Origin of the sequence: Streptomyces sp. NBC_00306, assembly GCF_036169555.1 — a bacterium.
GTDB classification, from domain to species: Bacteria; Actinomycetota; Actinomycetes; order Streptomycetales; family Streptomycetaceae; genus Streptomyces; species Streptomyces achmelvichensis.
The window spans coordinates 2603284-2620640 of record NZ_CP108032.1; the positions used below are offsets into that span (position 1 = coordinate 2603284).

General features: G+C 72.4%; 16 protein-coding genes. 1 reads left to right on the plus strand and 15 read right to left on the minus strand.

The genetic code is table 11. The features are described from left to right. Positions 1-196: 196 nt before the first annotated feature. From OHA05_RS11570 to OHA05_RS11600, 7 genes are all read right to left on the minus strand, one after another. Positions 197-550 carry an MmcQ/YjbR family DNA-binding protein gene (locus OHA05_RS11570; protein WP_313946398.1) on the minus strand — a complete coding sequence of 118 codons (354 nt, stop codon included), beginning with the start codon at positions 548-550 and terminating at the stop codon, positions 197-199. Next, positions 547-1845 carry a hemolysin family protein gene (locus OHA05_RS11575; protein WP_313946397.1) on the minus strand — a complete coding sequence of 433 codons (1299 nt, stop codon included), beginning with the start codon at positions 1843-1845 and terminating at the stop codon, positions 547-549. Before OHA05_RS11575 ends, OHA05_RS11570 begins: the two co-directional genes overlap by 4 nt. Further along, positions 1842-2339 carry an rRNA maturation RNase YbeY gene (gene ybeY / locus OHA05_RS11580; RefSeq protein ID WP_313946396.1) on the minus strand — a complete coding sequence of 166 codons (498 nt, stop codon included), beginning with the start codon at positions 2337-2339 and terminating at the stop codon, positions 1842-1844. The genes OHA05_RS11575 and ybeY overlap by 4 nt, the downstream gene beginning before the upstream one ends. Before the next feature lie 9 nt (positions 2340-2348). Next, complete coding sequence (locus OHA05_RS11585; protein ID WP_328860518.1) at positions 2349-3404, minus strand: PhoH family protein; 1056 nt, start codon at positions 3402-3404, stop codon at positions 2349-2351. 139 nt (positions 3405-3543) lie between these two features. After that, a complete protein-coding gene (locus tag OHA05_RS11590) occupies positions 3544-4653 on the minus strand; it encodes a carbohydrate kinase family protein (protein ID WP_313946394.1) in 1110 nt (369 codons plus the stop codon). 134 nt (positions 4654-4787) lie between these two features. After that, a complete protein-coding gene (locus tag OHA05_RS11595) occupies positions 4788-6086 on the minus strand; it encodes a glucarate dehydratase family protein (RefSeq protein ID WP_313946393.1) in 1299 nt (432 codons plus the stop codon). Next, the gene (locus tag OHA05_RS11600; RefSeq protein WP_328860519.1) at positions 6083-7051 is read right to left on the minus strand and encodes a 5-dehydro-4-deoxyglucarate dehydratase; all 969 of its coding nucleotides are present in this window, start codon (positions 7049-7051) and stop codon (positions 6083-6085) included. Before OHA05_RS11600 ends, OHA05_RS11595 begins: the two co-directional genes overlap by 4 nt. Positions 7052-7154: 103 nt before the next feature. Between OHA05_RS11600 and OHA05_RS11605 the strand changes: the two genes are divergently transcribed. Continuing rightward, positions 7155-7991 (plus strand): IclR family transcriptional regulator, encoded by an 837-nt coding sequence (locus OHA05_RS11605; RefSeq protein WP_313946391.1) that lies wholly within the window; start codon positions 7155-7157, stop codon positions 7989-7991. Between the two features lie 3 nt (positions 7992-7994). Here OHA05_RS11605 and OHA05_RS11610 read toward each other — a convergent pair whose 3' ends face one another. The 8 genes from OHA05_RS11610 to OHA05_RS11645 all read right to left on the minus strand — a co-directional run bounded on the left by OHA05_RS11610 (position 7995) and on the right by OHA05_RS11645 (position 17310). Continuing rightward, positions 7995-8999 carry an adenosine deaminase gene (locus OHA05_RS11610; protein ID WP_313946390.1) on the minus strand — a complete coding sequence of 335 codons (1005 nt, stop codon included), beginning with the start codon at positions 8997-8999 and terminating at the stop codon, positions 7995-7997. A gap of 14 nt (positions 9000-9013) precedes the next feature. Beyond that, the gene (locus OHA05_RS11615; protein WP_313946389.1) at positions 9014-9922 is read right to left on the minus strand and encodes a ribonuclease Z; all 909 of its coding nucleotides are present in this window, start codon (positions 9920-9922) and stop codon (positions 9014-9016) included. A gap of 13 nt (positions 9923-9935) precedes the next feature. Further along, positions 9936-10295, minus strand: coding sequence for a histidine triad nucleotide-binding protein (locus tag OHA05_RS11620; RefSeq protein ID WP_327684322.1), 360 nt, complete (start codon positions 10293-10295; stop codon positions 9936-9938). A gap of 148 nt (positions 10296-10443) precedes the next feature. Then, positions 10444-11343, minus strand: coding sequence for an aminoglycoside phosphotransferase family protein (locus OHA05_RS11625; protein ID WP_328860520.1), 900 nt, complete (start codon positions 11341-11343; stop codon positions 10444-10446). A 96-nt stretch (positions 11344-11439) separates the two neighbouring features. Further along, positions 11440-14670: a S41 family peptidase gene (locus tag OHA05_RS11630; protein WP_328860521.1), complete on the minus strand. Its 3231-nt coding sequence runs from the start codon at positions 14668-14670 to the stop codon at positions 11440-11442. A 72-nt stretch (positions 14671-14742) separates the two neighbouring features. Next, entirely contained in the window at positions 14743-15360 is a 618-nt protein-coding gene (locus OHA05_RS11635; protein WP_313946385.1) for a hypothetical protein, read from the minus strand. A gap of 136 nt (positions 15361-15496) precedes the next feature. Continuing rightward, positions 15497-16240 (minus strand): 16S rRNA (uracil(1498)-N(3))-methyltransferase, encoded by a 744-nt coding sequence (locus OHA05_RS11640; RefSeq protein ID WP_313946384.1) that lies wholly within the window; start codon positions 16238-16240, stop codon positions 15497-15499. Next, complete coding sequence (locus tag OHA05_RS11645; protein ID WP_328860522.1) at positions 16240-17310, minus strand: nitronate monooxygenase; 1071 nt, start codon at positions 17308-17310, stop codon at positions 16240-16242. The genes OHA05_RS11640 and OHA05_RS11645 overlap by 1 nt, the downstream gene beginning before the upstream one ends. Positions 17311-17357: the final 47 nt, after the last annotated feature.

Consider the following 17357-nt stretch of genomic DNA (forward strand, 5'->3'; position numbering starts at 1 on the left):
GACTCCCCTGAATTCCCGATCCGACGGGGAGCTTCCCCCCTCCCCTGTAACGCGCAGAGGATACACATTCCTCCAGGTCAGCCCGCGATGGGGTACATCGTGTACGTGTACCCGCCGGGCTGGCCGCGGAAATGGCAACCGCGCAGGGGGACTTCGGCCTCACCGGGGAGCGGCGCGGGCCGGTGACCCCGGGCGCTCAGCCGCGGTCCAGCCGCAGCCGGACCGCCTTCGGCAGCCCGGCCACCACCAGGTCGTAACTGTCCTCGATCAGCTCCCGGACGAGACGGTCCGGGAGCTCTCCCACCGTCACCGTGTTCCAGTGGCGCTTGTTCATGTGCCAGCCCGGCACGATCGCCGGGTGCTCGGCCCGCAGCTGCACGGCCATCTCGGGCTCGCACTTCAGGTTCACCGTCAACGGCTCCCCGTCCAGCGCGGAGAGCGCGAACAGCTTCCCGGCGACCTTGAACACCGATGTCTCGGGTCCGAAGGGGAACTCCTCGGCCGCGTCGTTGAACTCCAGGCAGAACGCTCTCAGTTCGCTCGGCGTCATGCGGCGTTCTCTCCCTGGGGGCTCTGCGGCACCGGCTCCGCCAGCACCGTGACGATCTTGTTGCGCCGGCCGGCCGGGGACTCGGCCGTCAGGCGCAGCGCGCGCCCGTCCGGAAGATCGACGGTCGCGGACGCACCGGCGATCGGCACCCTGCCGAGCGCCTTCGCCAGCAGACCGCCGACGGTCTCCACGTCCTCGTCGTCCAGTTCGTCGAGGCCGTACAGCTCGCCCAGATCGCCGATGTCGAGCCGTGCGGTGACGCGGAAGCGGCCGTCGCCCAGCTCCTCGATCGGCGGCAGTTCCCGGTCGTACTCGTCGGTGATCTCGCCGACGATCTCCTCCAGGATGTCCTCGATGGTGACGATGCCGGCCGTGCCGCCGTACTCGTCGATGACGACGGCGACGTGGTTGCGCTTCTGCTGCATCTCGCGCAGCAGGTCGCCGGCGTTCTTGGTGTCGGGCACGAAGACGGCGGGCCGCATCGCGGTGGAGACCAGATCGGCCTCCGCGTCGCGGTTGATGTGCGTCTTGCGCACCAGGTCCTTGAGGTAGACGACGCCCACGATGTCGTCCTCGTTCTCGCCCGTGACGGGGATGCGCGAGAAGCCGGAGCGCAGGGCCAGGGTGAGGGCCTGACGGACGGTCTTGTAGCGCTCGATGGAGACCAGGTCGGTGCGCGGCACCATCACTTCGCGCACGAGGGTGTCACCGAGCTCGAAGACGGAGTGCACCATCCGGCGCTCGTCGTCCTCGATGAGGGACTCCTGCTCGGCGAGGTCGACCATGGCCCGCAGTTCGGCCTCGCTCGCGAACGGGCCCTTGCGGAAGCCCTTGCCGGGCGTGAGCGCGTTGCCGATGAGGATCAGCAACTGGGGCACCGGGCCCATGATCCGGGCCAGCGGCAGCAGGACGTACGCGGCGGCCGTCGCCGTGTTCAGCGGGTGCTGGCGGCCGATGGTGCGCGGCGAGACGCCCACGGCGACGTACGAGACGAGGACCATCACGCCGATGGCGACGGTCAGCGCCTCCCAGGTCGCGGAGAACTCCTGAAGACAGGCGTAGGTCACCAGGACACCCGCCGCCATCTCGCAGGCCACCCGCACCAGCAGGGCGACGTTCAGATAGCGGGTGGGGTCGGCGGCGACCTGCTCCAGCTTGTCGGCGCCACGGCGGCCGGAGCGGACGGCCTCGGCGGCGCGGAAGCTGGAGGTGCGGGCGATGCCCGCTTCCGCGCACGCGGCGAGCCACGCGACGACGACCAGCAGGACCGCGCCGAAGACCAGGGGGGCGCTCATGAAACGGTCGGCGCCGGGGAGGGGCCGGTGTGGCCCTTCTCCGCCCGCCAGCCATCGATGATCGCCGCCTGGAGGCCGAACATCTCGGCCTTCTCGTCCGGCTCCTCGTGGTCGTACCCCAGCAGGTGCAGCACGCCATGGACGGTCAGGAGCTGGAGCTCCTCGTCCATGGAGTGCTGCGTCGGGGCTTCCTCGCCCTGCTTCTTGGCGACCTCGGGGCAGAGCACGATGTCACCGAGGAGCCCCTGCGGGGGCTCCTCGTCGTCCTTGACCGGCGGACGCAGCTCGTCCATCGGGAAGGACATGACATCCGTCGGACCCGGCAGGTCCATCCACTGGATGTGCAACTGCTCCATGGCTTCGGCGTCCACGACGATCACCGAGAGCTCGGAGAGCGGGTGGATACGCATCCGCGCGAGGGCATAGCGGGCGACATCGAGGACCGCCTGCTCGTCGACCTCGGTTCCGGACTCGTTGTTGACGTCGATCGACATGGTGCGCTGCTACTGCTTCCCGTTGCGGTCGTCGTACTTCTCGTACGCGTCGACGATACGGCCGACGAGCTTGTGCCGGACGACATCCTGGCTCGTGAGCCGGGAGAAGTGCACGTCCTCGACGCCGTCCAGGATGTCCTGGACCTGTCGCAGACCGCTCTTCGTCCCGTTCGGCAGGTCGACCTGGGTGACGTCACCGGTGATGACGATCTTCGAGTCGAAGCCGAGGCGGGTCAGGAACATCTTCATCTGCTCGGCGCTGGTGTTCTGCGCCTCGTCGAGGATGATGAACGCGTCATTGAGCGTTCGACCCCGCATGTATGCCAGCGGCGCGACCTCGATCGTGCCCGCGGCCATCAGCCGGGGGATGGAGTCGGGGTCGAGCATGTCGTGCAGCGCGTCGTACAGCGGGCGCAGATACGGGTCGATCTTCTCGTAGAGCGTGCCCGGCAGGAAGCCGAGCCGCTCGCCCGCCTCCACGGCCGGCCGGGTCAGGATGATCCGGTTGACCTGCTTGGCCTGCAGGGCCTGGACCGCCTTCGCCATGGCGAGATACGTCTTGCCGGTACCGGCGGGGCCGATGCCGAACACGATCGTGTGCTTGTCGATGGCGTCGACGTACCGCTTCTGGTTGAGCGTCTTGGGGCGGATCGTCCGGCCGCGGCTGGAGAGGATGTTCTGGGTGAGCACCTCGGCGGGGGTCTCGGCCCCGTCGCCGTTGCCGTTCTCGCCCGCCCTGAGCATGGCGATCGAGCGTTCCACTGCGTCCTCCGTCATCGGCTGCCCGGTGCGGAGCACGAGCATCATCTCGTCGAACAGGCGCTGGATGAGGGCGACCTCCGTCGCGTCCCCGATCGCGCTGACCTGATTGCCCCGGACATGGATGTCGGCCGCCGGGAAGGCCTTCTCGATCACGCGCAGGAGGACATCCCCCGAGCCGAGGACCGTCACCATCGGATGCTTGGCGGGAACGGTGAAGTGGGCTCGTGCCTGCCCCGGCGCCTGGGATTCCCCCGCGCCCCCAGGGCGCTGGGGACGGGTGTGGGCTTTGGGTGTCTGAGTCATGGGCCGGCTCTGTGGCCTGCACATACCTCCCGTTGCAGGGTTCTCGCTGCTCGACAACCTCTGGAACACAAGCGTACGACGCGGCACTGACAAGGCCGAGGGCTTTTCCGGGGGGACACCGCGCTCCCCCGCCGGGGGGTCAGGCCGGGCTGCGGAAACCGATCGTCGGCACGGCCCTGCGCAGCGGCCAGGGCCTGACCGGCGCGGGCAGCAGGTCGTCGAGGAAGGTGTACCGGCGCAGGGCGGCCGGGTCCTGGTCGGTGAGGGCCTGCACACGCTGCCACCAGGCCGCGATCTCGGACCAGCCGGGTGCGGAGAGCGAGCCGCCGAACTCCTGCACCGACAGGGCCGCGGTCAGCCCGGCGAAGGCGAGCCGGTCAGCGAGCGGCCAGCCGGCGAGCGTCCCGGTGACGTATCCGGCCACGAACACGTCACCCGCTCCGGTCGGGTCGAGGGCCTCCACCGCGATGGCCGGAACCTGCGCGCTCTCGCCGGTCGCGCCGTCGACCGCGTACGCGCCCTCGGCACCGAGGGTGACGACGGCGAGCGGTACGTGCTCGGTGAGGGCGTGGGCGGCGGCGCGGGGGCAGTCGGTGCGGGTGTAGCGCATCGCCTCCTCCGCGTTCGGCAGGAAGGCCTCGCAGTGGCTCAGATCCGCGAGGTCGGCCGGGTCCCAGCGGCCCGTGTCGTCCCAGCCGCAGTCGGCGAAGACCCGAGTGCCCTTGCGGGCGGCCTGGGCGACCCACTCGTCTCCGCCAGGTGTGAGCGAGGCGATGGCGGCCCGGGCGGGCGGGGGACAGTCGGGCGCGGGCTCCGGCGGCGGGGCCTCGTGCCCGTGGGAGACCATCGTGCGCTCGCCCTCGTACGCCATGGAGACGGTGACGGGCGAGTGCCAGCCGGGCACGGTCCGGGAGAGGGAGAGGTCGATGCCCTCACCCTGTTCAAGGGCGTCCCAGCAGTACTCGCCGTAGTGGTCGTCCCCGAAGGCGGCGGCGAGCGAGGTGTGCAGACCGAGCCGGGCGAGCGCGGTGGCCATGTTGGCGACCCCGCCCGGGCTGGAACCCATGCCGCGGGCCCAGGACTCGGTGCCGCGGACGGGGGCGGAGCCGAGGCCCGTGAAGATGATGTCGAGGAAGACGGTGCCTGTGAGGTAGACGTCGCAGGGCGGGTCGGAGGGGGTCCTGAGGGCCTTGAGGGGGTCGAGGCAGGTGCCTCCGCCGTCCGTCTGATGTGCGTGTCGACTGATCACCGTGCCGCTCCCGTACGTGGTGCAGATCTGGCCAGTCTGCCTGATCTGCACCGGTGACGAGGTGAGCCCGTCGGCGGGAGTACAGGGGCACGGGTCCGGCGGAGTACGGGGTCCACCGGCCCGGCCGGCCGGGTCTACCAGCGCGGGACCGCCGGCGCCGACCAGTCCGGGTGCGCCACCCGCATCGCCGCCGCGTCGTCGCGGTCGCGCATCGTGCCGTCGTCGTCCCTCCAGCGCCGGTGGAGACGGGCGAGCCGGTCCTGGTCCAGTTCCACGCCGAGGCCGGGAAGGTCGCTGACGGCGAGGCGGCCGTCCTTGAACTCCAGCCGCTCGGTGACGACATCCTCGGTCTGCCAGGGGTAGTGGCTGTCGCAGGCGTAGTCGAGGTTGGGGACGACGGCCGCCACGTGCGTCATCGCGGCGAGGCTGATGCCGAGATGGGTGTTGGAGTGCATGGACAGTCCGACGCCGAACGTGCGGCAGATCGCGGCCAGTTCACGGGTGTTGCGCAGTCCGCCCCAGTAGTGGTGGTCGGAGAGGACGACCTGGACGGCGCCGCGCGAGAACGCCTCGGGGATCTCGGCGAAGGTCGTCACGCACATGTTCGTCGCGAGCGGCACCTCCGTCCCGGCCGCGACCCGCGCCATCCGGTCGGTCGTGGCGGCCGGGTCCTCCAGATACTCCAGGACGTCCCCGAGTTCGGCGGCGACCCTGAGCGAGGTCTCGACCGACCAGGCGCCGTTGGGGTCCAGTCGCAGCGGCTGGCCGGGGAACGCCTCCGCGAGGGCCCGTACGGCGGCGATCTCCTCGTCCGGGTCGAAGACACCGCCCTTGAGCTTGAAGGAGCCGAAGCCGTACGCGCGGGCGAAGCGGCGGGCCTGGGCCACGATGCCGGCCGGGTCGAGTGCCGCGCCCCAGTCGTCGGACTCCCCCGCGCCGCCCGGGTGTTCGGCCCAGCGGTAGAAGAGATAGGCGCTGTAGTCGACGGCGTCGCGGACCTTGCCGCCCAGCAGCGCGTGCACGGGCAGCCCGAGCGTCCTGCCGAGCGCGTCGAGCAGGGCGACCTCGAAGCCGGAGACGACCGAGAGCCGCAGTTTGCCGGCGGTCTGCACGCCGCGCAGGCCGCCGGCGTCCACCGCGTCGGCGCCGGTGGCCTCGGGCGAGTCCGCGCAGACCAGGTCGGCGAGCCGGTGCAGCCCGTTCACGTCGTCGACCCGGCAGCCGGGGAGGGCGTCGGCCAGCGGGTCGGCCAGGTCGATGTACTTGGTGTCGCCGTACGTCTCGCCGACGCCGGTCACCCCGTCCGCGGTGACGACCTCGATGATCAGCCGGGGCGTGTAGGGCTGGTGCACACCCTGCGTGTTGAGCAGCGGCGGGTCGGCGACGAGGATCGGGGTGAGGCGCACCTCGGTGATCGTCAGGTCGTGGGTCATGCCGTGGCTCCTGCCAGGTCGAGTCCGTCTGCGAGCAGTGCTTCGAGGGCGGCGAGATCGTCGGTCCCCGGCTCCGTCAGGGGCGCGCGTACCGGCCCGACGGGCTGTCCGCGCAGCCGGGCCGCCGCCTTGACCAGGGACACGGCATATCCGGGTACCCGGTCGCGCAGTTCGACGAGCGGTACGTAGAAGCCGCGCAGCAGCCGTTCGACGGTGTGGTCGTCGCCGTCGCGGTGCGCGGCGAAGAACGCGTCGGCGATCTCGGGCGCGAAGGCGTGGACGGCGGAGGAGTAGGCGCCGACGCCGATGGAGGCGTACTGCCGGGCCTGGATCTCGGCAGTGGCGGCGCCGTTGAAGAACAGGAAGCCGGCCGGTGCGGCGAGGCGTTGGCGCTGCACGAGGTCGAGGTCGCCGTGGCCGTCCTTGAGCCCGATGACGCCGGGGAGCGCGGCGATGCGGCGTACGGAGCCGGCGGTGTAGGCGACCTGTCCGCGCTGGTAGGCGATCAGTGGCAGGCGGGTGGCGCGGGTGATCCGGCGCAGCTGCTCGACGAGCCCTTCCTGCGGGGCGCTCACCAGGTAGTGGGGCAGGGCGAGCACGGCGTCCGCGCCCGCCTCCTCGGCGATGCGGGCGAAGCGCACGGCCTGCGCCCAGCCGTAGCCGATGCCCGCGACGACGGGCAGGCGGCCGGCCGCGGCCTCGACGGCGGCGGTGACGACCTGCCGGTACTCGTCCTCGTCGAGGGAGAAGAACTCGCCGGTGCCACAAGCGGGGAAGAGCGCGCCGGGGCCCGTCGCGGCCTGGGCGGCAAGGTGTTCACGGCAGCCGTCGGGGTCCAGGCCGCCGTCCGCGCGGAAGCTGGTGAGCGGGAAGGAGAGCACTCCGCGCGCCATGCCGTCCCGCAGCCGGGCGGCGACGTCGGCGTCCGCCGCCGGTCGTTCGTCCACGTCCGTGCCCTGCCCCATATCGCTGTCTCCCTATGTAGATGACATACACGGATGAGAATGGAGATTAGATAGACGGACAGAGACCGTCAATGGGGCGGGCCCCGCCGCTTACGATCGGCGCATGTCGGAGACGGAATCCGGGGCGGGACCGGCCGCCGGGCCGGGAGCGGGACCGCGGACCGGCGGGGTACGCGAGGTGAAGTCGGCGGCCCGCACGGTCGACCTGCTGGAGGTGCTGGCGGCACGTGGCGACCGCCCGGCGCGGCTGCGCGAGCTCGCCGATGAGCTGGGTGTGCCGCGCAGCAGCATGTACGCCCTGCTGAAGACGCTCATCGACCGCGGCTGGGTCCGCACCGACGCCACCGGCTCGCTGTACGGCATCGGCATCCGCGCCCTGCTCACCGGCACCAGTTATCTGGACAGCGACACGCGGGTCGGCGCCCTGCGCCCCTATCTGGACGAAGCCTCGGACGCGCTCGGCGAGACCATTCATCTGGCGCGGCTCGACGGCCCGGACGTCGTCTACCTCGCCACCCGCGAGTCGCACGAGTATCTGCGCACCTTCAGCCGGGTCGGCCGGCGGCTGCCCGCCCACGCGGGCGCCCTGGGCAAGGCGCTGCTCGCCGAACGCCCGTTCGCCGAACTGCCGCTGCCCGCAGGCGAACTGGCGCGCCTCACGCCCAACACCCGTACCGACCGCGCGGCTCTCGCCGCAGATCTGGCCGCCGTCCGGGAGCGCGGGTACGCCGTGGACCGCGAGGAGGGCGTGCTCGGCATCAGCGGCTTCGGTTTCGCCCTGCGCTACGACTCCCCCGCCCGGGACGCGATCAGCTGCTCGGTGCCGGTGGCCCGCCTCACCGAGGAGCACGAGCGCCGGATCGTGGCGGTGATGCGGGAGATCAGGGCGAAGATCGAGTCGCTCGCGCCCCGCACGAAGGGCGCGCCCGACTGGCGCTGAGCGCTAGGCCCTGTCGGCCCCGAAGTCGTAGGCGTCGACCTCGGCGATCAGCCGGGCCCGGCGCTCCTCGTCGTCCTCCAGGAACGACGCCAGGAAGGAGTTGCGGGCCAGTTCCCGCAGCCGCTCCTCGCCGATCCCCAGAGCGCGCCGCACCGCGTCGAAGTTGTCGCCCGCGTAACCGCCGAAGTAGGACGGGTCGTCGGAGTTGACCGTGCACATCAGACCGGCGTCCATCATGGCCGGCAGGGGGTGCTCCTCAAGGGTGCGCACAGCCCGCAGGCGCACGTTCGACAGCGGGCAGAGCGTCAGCGGGACGCGGTCCCGCACCAGCCGTTCGACCAGTTCCGGATCCTCCATGCAGCGCAGCCCGTGGTCGACGCGCTCCACGCCCAGCACGTCCAGCGCCTCGCTGATGTACGCGGGCGGGCCCTCCTCGCCCGCGTGCGCCACCCGGCGCAGCCCGAGATCGGCCGCCGCCTCGTACACCTCGCGGAACTTCGAGGGCGGATGACCCGCCTCCGCCGAGTCGAGGCCGACTCCCGCGATGCGGTGCAGATACGGCTTCGCGGCCAGCAGCGTCTCCATCGCCGACGCGGCCGACTCGTCCCGCAGGAAGCACATGATCAGGCGGGTCGAGACGCCGTGGCGCTCCTCGCTCGCGTCGAGCGCCCGGCCGAGTCCCTCGACGACGGTGGCCAGCGGCACCCCCCGGGAGGTGTGCGCCTGCGGGTCGAAGAAGATCTCGGCGTGGCGCACGCCCTGGGCGGCGGCGCGGGCCAGATAGGCGTCGGCGAGCTCGGCGAAGTCGTCCTCGGTGTGCAGGACGGCCATCAGCCGGTAATAGAGATCGAGGAAGGACTGGAGATCCTCGAAGCGATAGGCGTGGCGCAGCTCTTCGGCGTCCTTGAAGGGCAGTTCCACGCCGTTGCGCGCGGCGAGCGCGAAGGCGAGTCCGGGTTCCAGGGTGCCTTCGATGTGCAGGTGCAGTTCGGCCTTGGGGAGTGGCACGGGTCAAGCCTCGTTCATGGACGTCGTTTGGGGACAGGGACCCGCAACAGGTCGGTGGCGACGGTCAGTTCCGCCTCGAATCCGGCGGCGCGGGCCTGCCGCTCGAACTCCTCCGCGTCGGTGTAGCGCTGCGAGAAGTGCGTCAGCACGAGGTGCCGCACTCCCGCGTCGCGAGCTACCCGGGCGGCCTGACCTGCGGTCAGATGGCCGTGGTCGGAGGCGAGTTGCTCGTCCTCGTCGAGGAAGGTCGACTCGATGACGAGCATGTCGCAGCCGTCCGCGAGCGCGTACACCCCGTCGCAGAGGCGGGTGTCCATGACGAACGCGAACCGCTGGCCCGGTCTCGCCTCGCTGACCTCCTCCAGCCGCACTCCGCCGACCTCGCCCTCGCGTTGCAGCCGGCCGATGTCGGGCCCCGCGATGCCGCGCTCGGCGAGCGCCTCGGGCAGCATCCGACGGCCGTCCGGCTCGATGAGCCGGTAGCCGAACGACTCGACGGGGTGCGACAGTCGGCGCGCCTCCAGCGTGTAGGAGGGCGTCGTGGCCAGGACCCCGTCGGCGGCCACCGGCGCCTCGGTCAGCGACACCGTCTCGCGGTACGCGGTCGCGTACCGCAGCCTCTCGAAGAACCGCTGTCCACTGGCCGGGTAGTGCGCGGACACCTCGTGCGGGACCCGGTCGAGGTTGATCCGCTGGATCACCCCGGCGAGGCCCAGGGAGTGGTCGCCGTGGAAGTGCGTGACGCAGATCCGGTTGATGTCATGGGCGGCCACCCCGGCGCGCAGCATCTGGCGCTGGGTGCCCTCGCCGGGGTCGAAGAGGATGCCGTCGGCATCCCACCGCAGCAGGTAGCCGTTGTGGTTGCGGTGCCGGGTGGGTACCTGGCTGGCGGTGCCGAGGACCACCAGTTCTCTGACGGACACGATGGACTGCCCGTTATCCGGGAGGCCATTCGAGGCCGCGGCCGCCGAGCACATGGGCGTGCGCGTGGAAGACCGTCTGGCCCGCTCCGGCGCCCGTGTTGAAGACGATGCGGTACCCCGGCTCGACCGTCTTCTCCTGCGCGGCGATCTCGCCGGCCTCGCGCAGCACGTCGGCGGCCAGGTCGGGGGCGCCCGCGGCGAGCGCGGCGGCGTCCGGGTAGTGGGCCTTGGGGATGACCAGGACGTGCGTCGGGGCCTGGGGATTGATGTCCCGGAAGGCCAGGACGGTCTCGGTGTCCCGTACGACGGTGGCCGGCACCTCCCCCGCGACGATCTTGCAGAACAGGCAGTCAGCCTGCGGTTCTCCCGCCATGCCGGGGTCCTCCTCGCGTGGGGTGGTTACCCGCCACATCGTATCGACCGCCCCGGCCTCCCCGCGGACCCCACCCGCGCGCCCAGGAGGGCTTGCCGTCCGGCGGGGCTTCGACGGACGGCAAGCCCCGGGACGGCTCCTGTCCCGCTCAGTCCTCCCCCAGCACCGCCCGGATCACATGCCGGGCGTTGCGCGCCATCGCCGGGTTCGTCGTGCGGTAGTACGGCAGCGCGATCACCGCCTGCGAGAGTGTCCGCGCACGGCCGCGGCACCAGGCCGCGTCGTCCACGCCGAGTGCTTCACGGAAGACGTCCCTGGCGCCGGCGGGCAGCAGATTCCAGGCGGGGAACAGGTCGCAGGCGGGATCGCCCGCTCCCGTGCACCCGAAGTCGATCACCGCGGTCAGCCTGCCGCCGTCCACCAGCAGGTTGCCCGGCATCAGGTCGGCGTGCAGCCACACCGGCGGCCCCTCGTGGTCCGGGGCCCGCAGCGCGTCCTCCCAGACGGCGAGCGCGGCATCGCAGTCGACGTCCTCCTGCGGAATCCCCCGCAGTTCGTCGATCGCCGCCCGGGTCTCGGCGTCGAGTGAGGCGAGCGGCCCGCCGCGGTGGGCCACCGGAGCGCCCGGCAGGGTGATGCTCCGCATCGCCGCCACGAAGCGCGCCAGATCCCCGGCCAGCAGCACGGGCTCGCTCAGCGCTCCCTCCTCGGGGTGCCGCCCGGCCAGCCACCGGTGCACCGACCACGGCCACGGATATCCCTCGGCAGGCTTCCCTGCCCCGAGCACCTCGGGGATCGGCGTGGGCAGCAACGGCGCGAGGCGCGGCAGCCACTCCTGCTCCATCGACACGTCCCCGGCTCCGCCCTCGATCAGTGGCAGCCGCACGGCCATGCGATCGCCGAGCCGGTACATGGCGTTGACGGTGCCACCGGAGGCGAACCGTTCCACCGGGAGGCCCGCCCACTGCGGGAACTGCCCGGCGACCAGGCGTCGTACGAGGCCCTCGTCGACGGGGTGCGGGCCCGGATGCATCTGCCCTGTGTTCATGAGGCGCCATCCGACCGCCCGCGGCAGCCGGTCGTCAAACAGCTTTCCGTTCAGGTGCCGGTCCCCGGGGACTCCCGGGGACCGGCCGTACCCATGTCAGTCCGGCACCGGGGGCGTCCTCGCCGGGTTCTCCGCCAGAACGGCGAGCGCCATCCGGATCGCCTCGTCCAGCTGCGGATCGCGGCCCGCCGCATGGTCCTGCGGGGTCATCACCACTTCCACGTCCGGGTCGACGCCGTAGTTCTCCACGCCCCACCCGTAACCCTCCACCCAGAACGCGTACTTGGGCTGGGTGACCCCCGTGCCGTCCACCAGGGAGTAGCGGTTGTCGATGCCGATGACCCCGCCCCAGGTCCGGGTGCCCACGACGGGACCGATCCCCAGGGCCTTGATCGCCGCGTTGACGATGTCGCCGTCCGAGCCCGAGAACTCGTTCGCCACCGCCACGACCGGACCCCGCGGCGCGTTCGCCGGATAGCTGTAGGGCTGCATCCCGCGCGGCACGGCCCAGCCCACGACCCGGCGTGCCAGCTTCTCCACAACCAGCTGGGAGGTGTGCCCGCCGCGGTTCTCCCGCACGTCCACGACGAGGCCCTCGCGCGCCACCTCGACGCGCAGATCCCGGTGGATCTGGGCCCAGCCCGGCGCCTGCATGTCGGGGACGTGCAGATAGCCCAGCCGTCCCGCGGAGTGCTCGTGGACGTAGGCGCGCCGGTCGGCGACCCATGCGTGGTAGCGCAGCGGCTCCTCGTCGGCGAGCGGGACGACGACCGCGTGGCGCGGATCGCCGCCGTCCGCGGGCGCGACGGTGAGTTCGACCGGCTTGCCCGCCGTGCCGACCAGCAGTGGGCCCGGTCCGGCGACCCGGTCGACGGGCCGGCCGTCCACCGCGAGGATCGCGTCGCCGGCGTGCACCGCGGCTCCCGGGGCGGCGAGCGGGGAGTGGGCGCTCGGGTCGGACGTCTCGGACGGCAGGACACGGTCGACGCGCCACAGGCCGTCCGCCGAGCGGGAGATGTCCGCGCCGAGGAGGCCCTGGCGACGGGCGCTCTGCCCCTGACCGCCGCGCGGGACGATGTACGCGTGCGAGGTGCCGAGTTCGCCCTGCACCTCCCACAGCAGATCCATCAGATCGTCGTGGGTGGCCACCCGGGACAGCACCGGCCGGTAGCGGTCCAGTACGCCGTCCCAGTCGACGCCGCCGAGGTCCGCGCGCCAGAAGTTGTCGCGCATCAGCCGTCCGGCCTCGTCGTACATCTGCCGCCACTCGGCCGCCGGGTCGACGGTGCGGCGGACGCGGGAGAGATCGACGGAGACGTTGGTGTCGCTGTCGTCGTCGCGCGAGGCCCGCCGGTCGGCGGGGACGACCTTCAGCTTGTCGTCGGTGCGCAGCAGCACCCGCTTGCCGTCGCCGCTGACCGAGAACCCGTCGGCGTCCGCGGCGAGTTCCTCGGTGCGCTGCTGGACGAGGTCGTAGCGCTCCAGAGCGGTCGTGGGTCCCTCGTCGTCGGGGGTGGCGCGGGTGGCTCCGAGCGCGCCGCGCAACGGGTGGCGCAGCCACAACAGCCCGTCCTTCGCCGCGCGCAGGGTAGAGTAGCTGCCCGCCTCGACCGGGAAGGGCACGATCCGGTCGGCCAGTCCCTCGACGTCGATCCGGGTGGCGGGCACCTCGCCGCCGCCGTCCGGGCCCCGGTCCTTGTCCTCCTCGAACGGCCGGCCGTGCCGCTGCGGTCCGAACGGCGACGGGGTGGTGGCCGCGAGCGTGATCAGATGCGGGCGGCAGCCGCCGACGAACGCGAGGTCGAAGACATGGGTGTCGTAGACCGGGTCGAAGTCGCGCTCGGACAGGAACGCCAGATGCCTGCCGTCGAGGGTGAACGCGGGCTGGTAGTCGCGGAATCGCAGCGGGGTCGCCTCGACGACGGACAGGTCGCGCACATCGGCCAGCTTGAGTTGGCGCAGCGGGGACGGTCCGGCGTGCGACCAGGCCAGCCATTGGGAGTCGGGCGAGAAGACCAGCCCGGTGGCTTCACTGTGCTCGCCGCGGTCGATCTCGCGGACCTCTCCCGTCTCGCGGTCGACGAGCAGGACCCGCCCGTCGTGGGCGGCGACGGCCGCCCGGCTGCCGTCCGGTGCGACGGCCAGACCGAGGACGCGGCCGAGCTGTCCGGCCGCCCACCTGCGCGGTGCCGCGCCGGGCGCGAGGCCGGTCGCCGGGGCGAATTCCAGTGCGTCCTCGCCCTCCGCGTCGGTGACCCAGACGACCTGCTCCTCCCCGTCCGCCCGGAAGACGCGGGGCAGCCGGGCCCTCACGCCCGGTTCCACGGCCAGCGCCCGCGCGGGCCCGTCCCGGTGGGTGACCCAGTGGATGCCGCCGCGGATCTCCACGGCGCTGCCGCGACCGGTGCGGTCGGGGGCCGCGGTACCGAGGTGGCGTTCGGCCTTCACGGGACGCGGGCGCAGATCGGTGCGCTGCCCGCCGAGCCGGATGTCGAGACGGCGGGGCGCGGCGCCGTCGAGGTCGTCGAGGATCCACAGCTCACCGGCGGAGGCGTACACGACACGGGTCCCGTCGGTGGCCGCGTGCCGGGCGTAGAAGCCGTCGGCGGCGCCGCCGGTACCGAGAGGGGTGTGACGCTTCAGGTCCGACCCGTCCGGCCGGGACGAGTAGACGGCTCCGACGCCCTCGTGGTCCGAGAGGAACGCGATCCTCTCCCCCGCTTCGCCGTGGGGACCCCCCACCCACAGCGGGTACTCGATGTTCCCGTCGACGTCCTCGTGGAGGCGTACGAACTCCCCCGAGCCGTCCCGGTCGATCCACAACTTGCCCGCGGTGCCGCCCCGGTAGCGCTTCCAGGCAGCGGCCTCGCGGCCCATCGTGGCGGAGAGCAGCAGTACGCCGGAGCCGTACGCCAGGCCGCCGACCGGCCCGTAGGGCAGCTGCGTCGCGGGCCCGCCGTCGAGCGGCACCGACCGCGCCCAGCTGCGGCGCAGCGAGGCCTGACCCTGGGTGCTGATGGCGAGGACCTCGCCCTGCGGGGTCCAGCCGCGTACGGACGTCCTGGCGCTGCCCCAGTACGTCAGCCGGTCGGCCGGCCCGCCGTCGACGGGCGCGACATGCACCTCGGGCGCGCCGTCCCGGCGTGAGGTCCAGGCTATGCGGGTGCCGTCGGGTGAGATACGGGGATGGTCGACGGGCACGTTGTCGGCGCTCACGCGCCAGGCGCGTCCGCCGTCGAGCGGGGCGACCCAGACGTCGTCCTCTGCGGTGAAGGCGATCAACTCGCCGTGGACATGCGGATACCGAAGGTAGGCAGGCTGCGTCACACCGTCACCCTAGGCAGGCCAGGGGTGCCGGGTCACGGCTTTGCCAGGGCCTGTCGTGTGGATCGGGCCGGGTCACTTCCCCGGCGGGTCGACCGTCTCGGTGACGGTCACCGTGACGGTGACGGCGGGCCGCGGATCGGAGCCGGGAGGGGTGGGGCGGGGCGAACTGCTGGGCGTGGCCGAGCAGTTGCCGAGGACGGTCGCCTCGAAGACGACCTTGCCGTCCACCCTGGCCAGGAGGTCGCCGCGGACGCACCGGCCCGAACGCTCCTCGGTCACCTTGCCCTTGAGCGTGATCTTCTGCCCCGCCTCGGTCTCGCCCTGGCAGTCGACGGTGGCTGTCCCCGTCCTGCTGGGCGACGGCGAGGAGTTGCCCGCGTCGTCGAGGGTGGCGGTGCAGCTGAGCCAGCGCACGTCGAAGCCGATGCGCTCCAGGGTGCTGGTGCCCGTGCGGTCCGTGGTGACGGACACGGCGACGGAACTCAGTCCCCCGGTCGCCGGCTCGCAGGCCGCCAGGACCCCGACCGCCGTGCCCGCGACGGCGATCGCGGCGAGCGTGCGTCTCGGGCGCGTCCGGCCGGTGCGGCCGGTGCGGCCGGGCTCCGCGTCTCCCGCCGGGCGAACTGCCGTTCTTCGCCGTGTCGTTCCGTGCGGTCCCGTTTTCCGCAGTGCTCTTCCCCGCAGTGTCATTCCCCGCAGTGTCATTCCCCGCATGAAGCGAGACTGGCACCGGCGGGCGGGAAGCAACAGGGCCGTTGCGGTCAATCACCGTCATCGGGGACGCCGTCGGGCCCCTCCCGCCCCAACGGCCCGCGCACCAGGGCGGTCAGCCCCAGCGCCCCGTGCGGCCCAGCAGCAGCGCCGTCGCCGCCGTGCCCGCCGTCGAGGTGCGCAGCACACTGCGTCCCAGCCGGTACGGCTTGGCTCCCGCCTCCGCGAACGCCGCGAGTTCCTCCGGGGACACTCCGCCCTCGGGGCCCACGACCAGCACGATCGATCCCTCGGCCGGCAGCTCGGCGGTGGCCAGCGGTTCCGCCCCCTCCTCGTGCAGCACGGCCGCGAAGTCCGCTGTGGCCAGAAGTGCCGCAACCTGCTTGGTCGTTGCTGCGTCCGCGACCTCCGGGAAGCGGAGCCGGCGCGACTGCTTGCCCGCCTCGCGCGCGGTGGCCCGCCACTTCGCCTGCGACTTCGCGCCCCGCTCGCCCTTCCACTGCGTGATGCAGCGGGCGGCCTGCCAGGGCACGACCGCGTCGACGCCGGTCTCCGTCATGGTCTCGACGGCGAGTTCACCGCGGTCGCCCTTGGGCAGCGCCTGGACGACGGTGATACGCGGCGCCGGCTCACTCTCGACCGGGAGGTCCCGCACCTCCACCTCCAGCCGGTCCTTGCCCTCGGTCCGCAGCACGACGCCGGCCGCCCCGCGTCCGAGCCCGTCGGTGAGCACGATCTCCTCACCCTGCTGGAGCCGGCGTACGGACACGGCATGCCGTCCCTCGGGACCGTCCAGCACGACGGCGGAACCGGCCGCGACCCCCTCCAGGGAGTCCACCAGGAAGACGGGTGCGGTCATCAGGAGGCGTCCAGCGCCAGCGCGGCGCGCGCGGAGTCCAGCTCGGCGGCCAGCACCTCCACCAGCTGTGCGGCCGGCAGCTCACGGGCCAGCCGGTGCCCCTGACCGGCCCACAGGGCCATGCCCTGGGCGTCGCCGGCCTTGGCCGCCGCCTTGCGCAGCCCGCTCGTCAGATGGTGCACCTGCGGATACGCGGCGGGGGCGTACGGCCCGTGCTCACGCATGAAGCGGTTGACGAGCCCGCGCGCCGGCCGGCCCGAGAAGGCCCGGGTCAGTTCGGTACGGACGAAGAGGGGGTTGGTCATGGCCTGCTTGTGCAGGGTGTTCGCGCCGGACTCGGGGCAGACCAGGAACGCGGTGCCGAGCTGCGCCGCCGCGGCACCGGCCGCGAGCACGCCGGCGATCTGGCCGCCGCGCATCAGTCCGCCGGCCGCGATGACCGGCAGCGGAACGGCCTCGCGGATCAGGGCGACGAGGGTGAGCAGTCCCACCCCGCTGCCGTCGGCCGCCGGGTCGTCGCGGTGCGTGCCCTGGTGGCCGCCGGCCTCGACGCCCTGGACGCACACGGCGTCCGCGCCGGCCCGCTGCGCGGCCTGCGCCTCCTCGGGCGAGGTGACGGTGACGACGGTGAAGGTGCCGGCCTTGGCGAAGGACTGGAGCACGTCCCGCTTGGGGCAGCCGAAGGTGAAGGAGACGACCGGGACGGGGTCGTCGAGGAGGATCGCGAGCTTGGCCTCGTACCCGTCGTCCATGCCGGAGTCGGGATCGCCGAGCGGTGTCTCGTACCAGGCCGCCTCACCGGCGAGCTGGTGCCGGTAGACCTCCACGGCGGCGGGGTCGGTCGCACCCGGCTGCGGCATGAACAGATTCACGCCGAAGGGCCGGCTCGTGAGTCCGCGGATCTGTTTGATCTGCTGGTACATGCCGTCCGCGGTCTTGTATCCGGCGGCCAGGAATCCGAGGCCACCGGCCTCGGACACGGCTGCGGCCAACTGCGGGGACGACGCGCCGCCCGCCATGGGGGCCTGCACGATCGGATACCGGCAGAGATCGGTCAGTGCGGAGGACATGCACGCATGGTGCCACGTCGGCCCCGCCCGGCCGAATCGGACCCGAC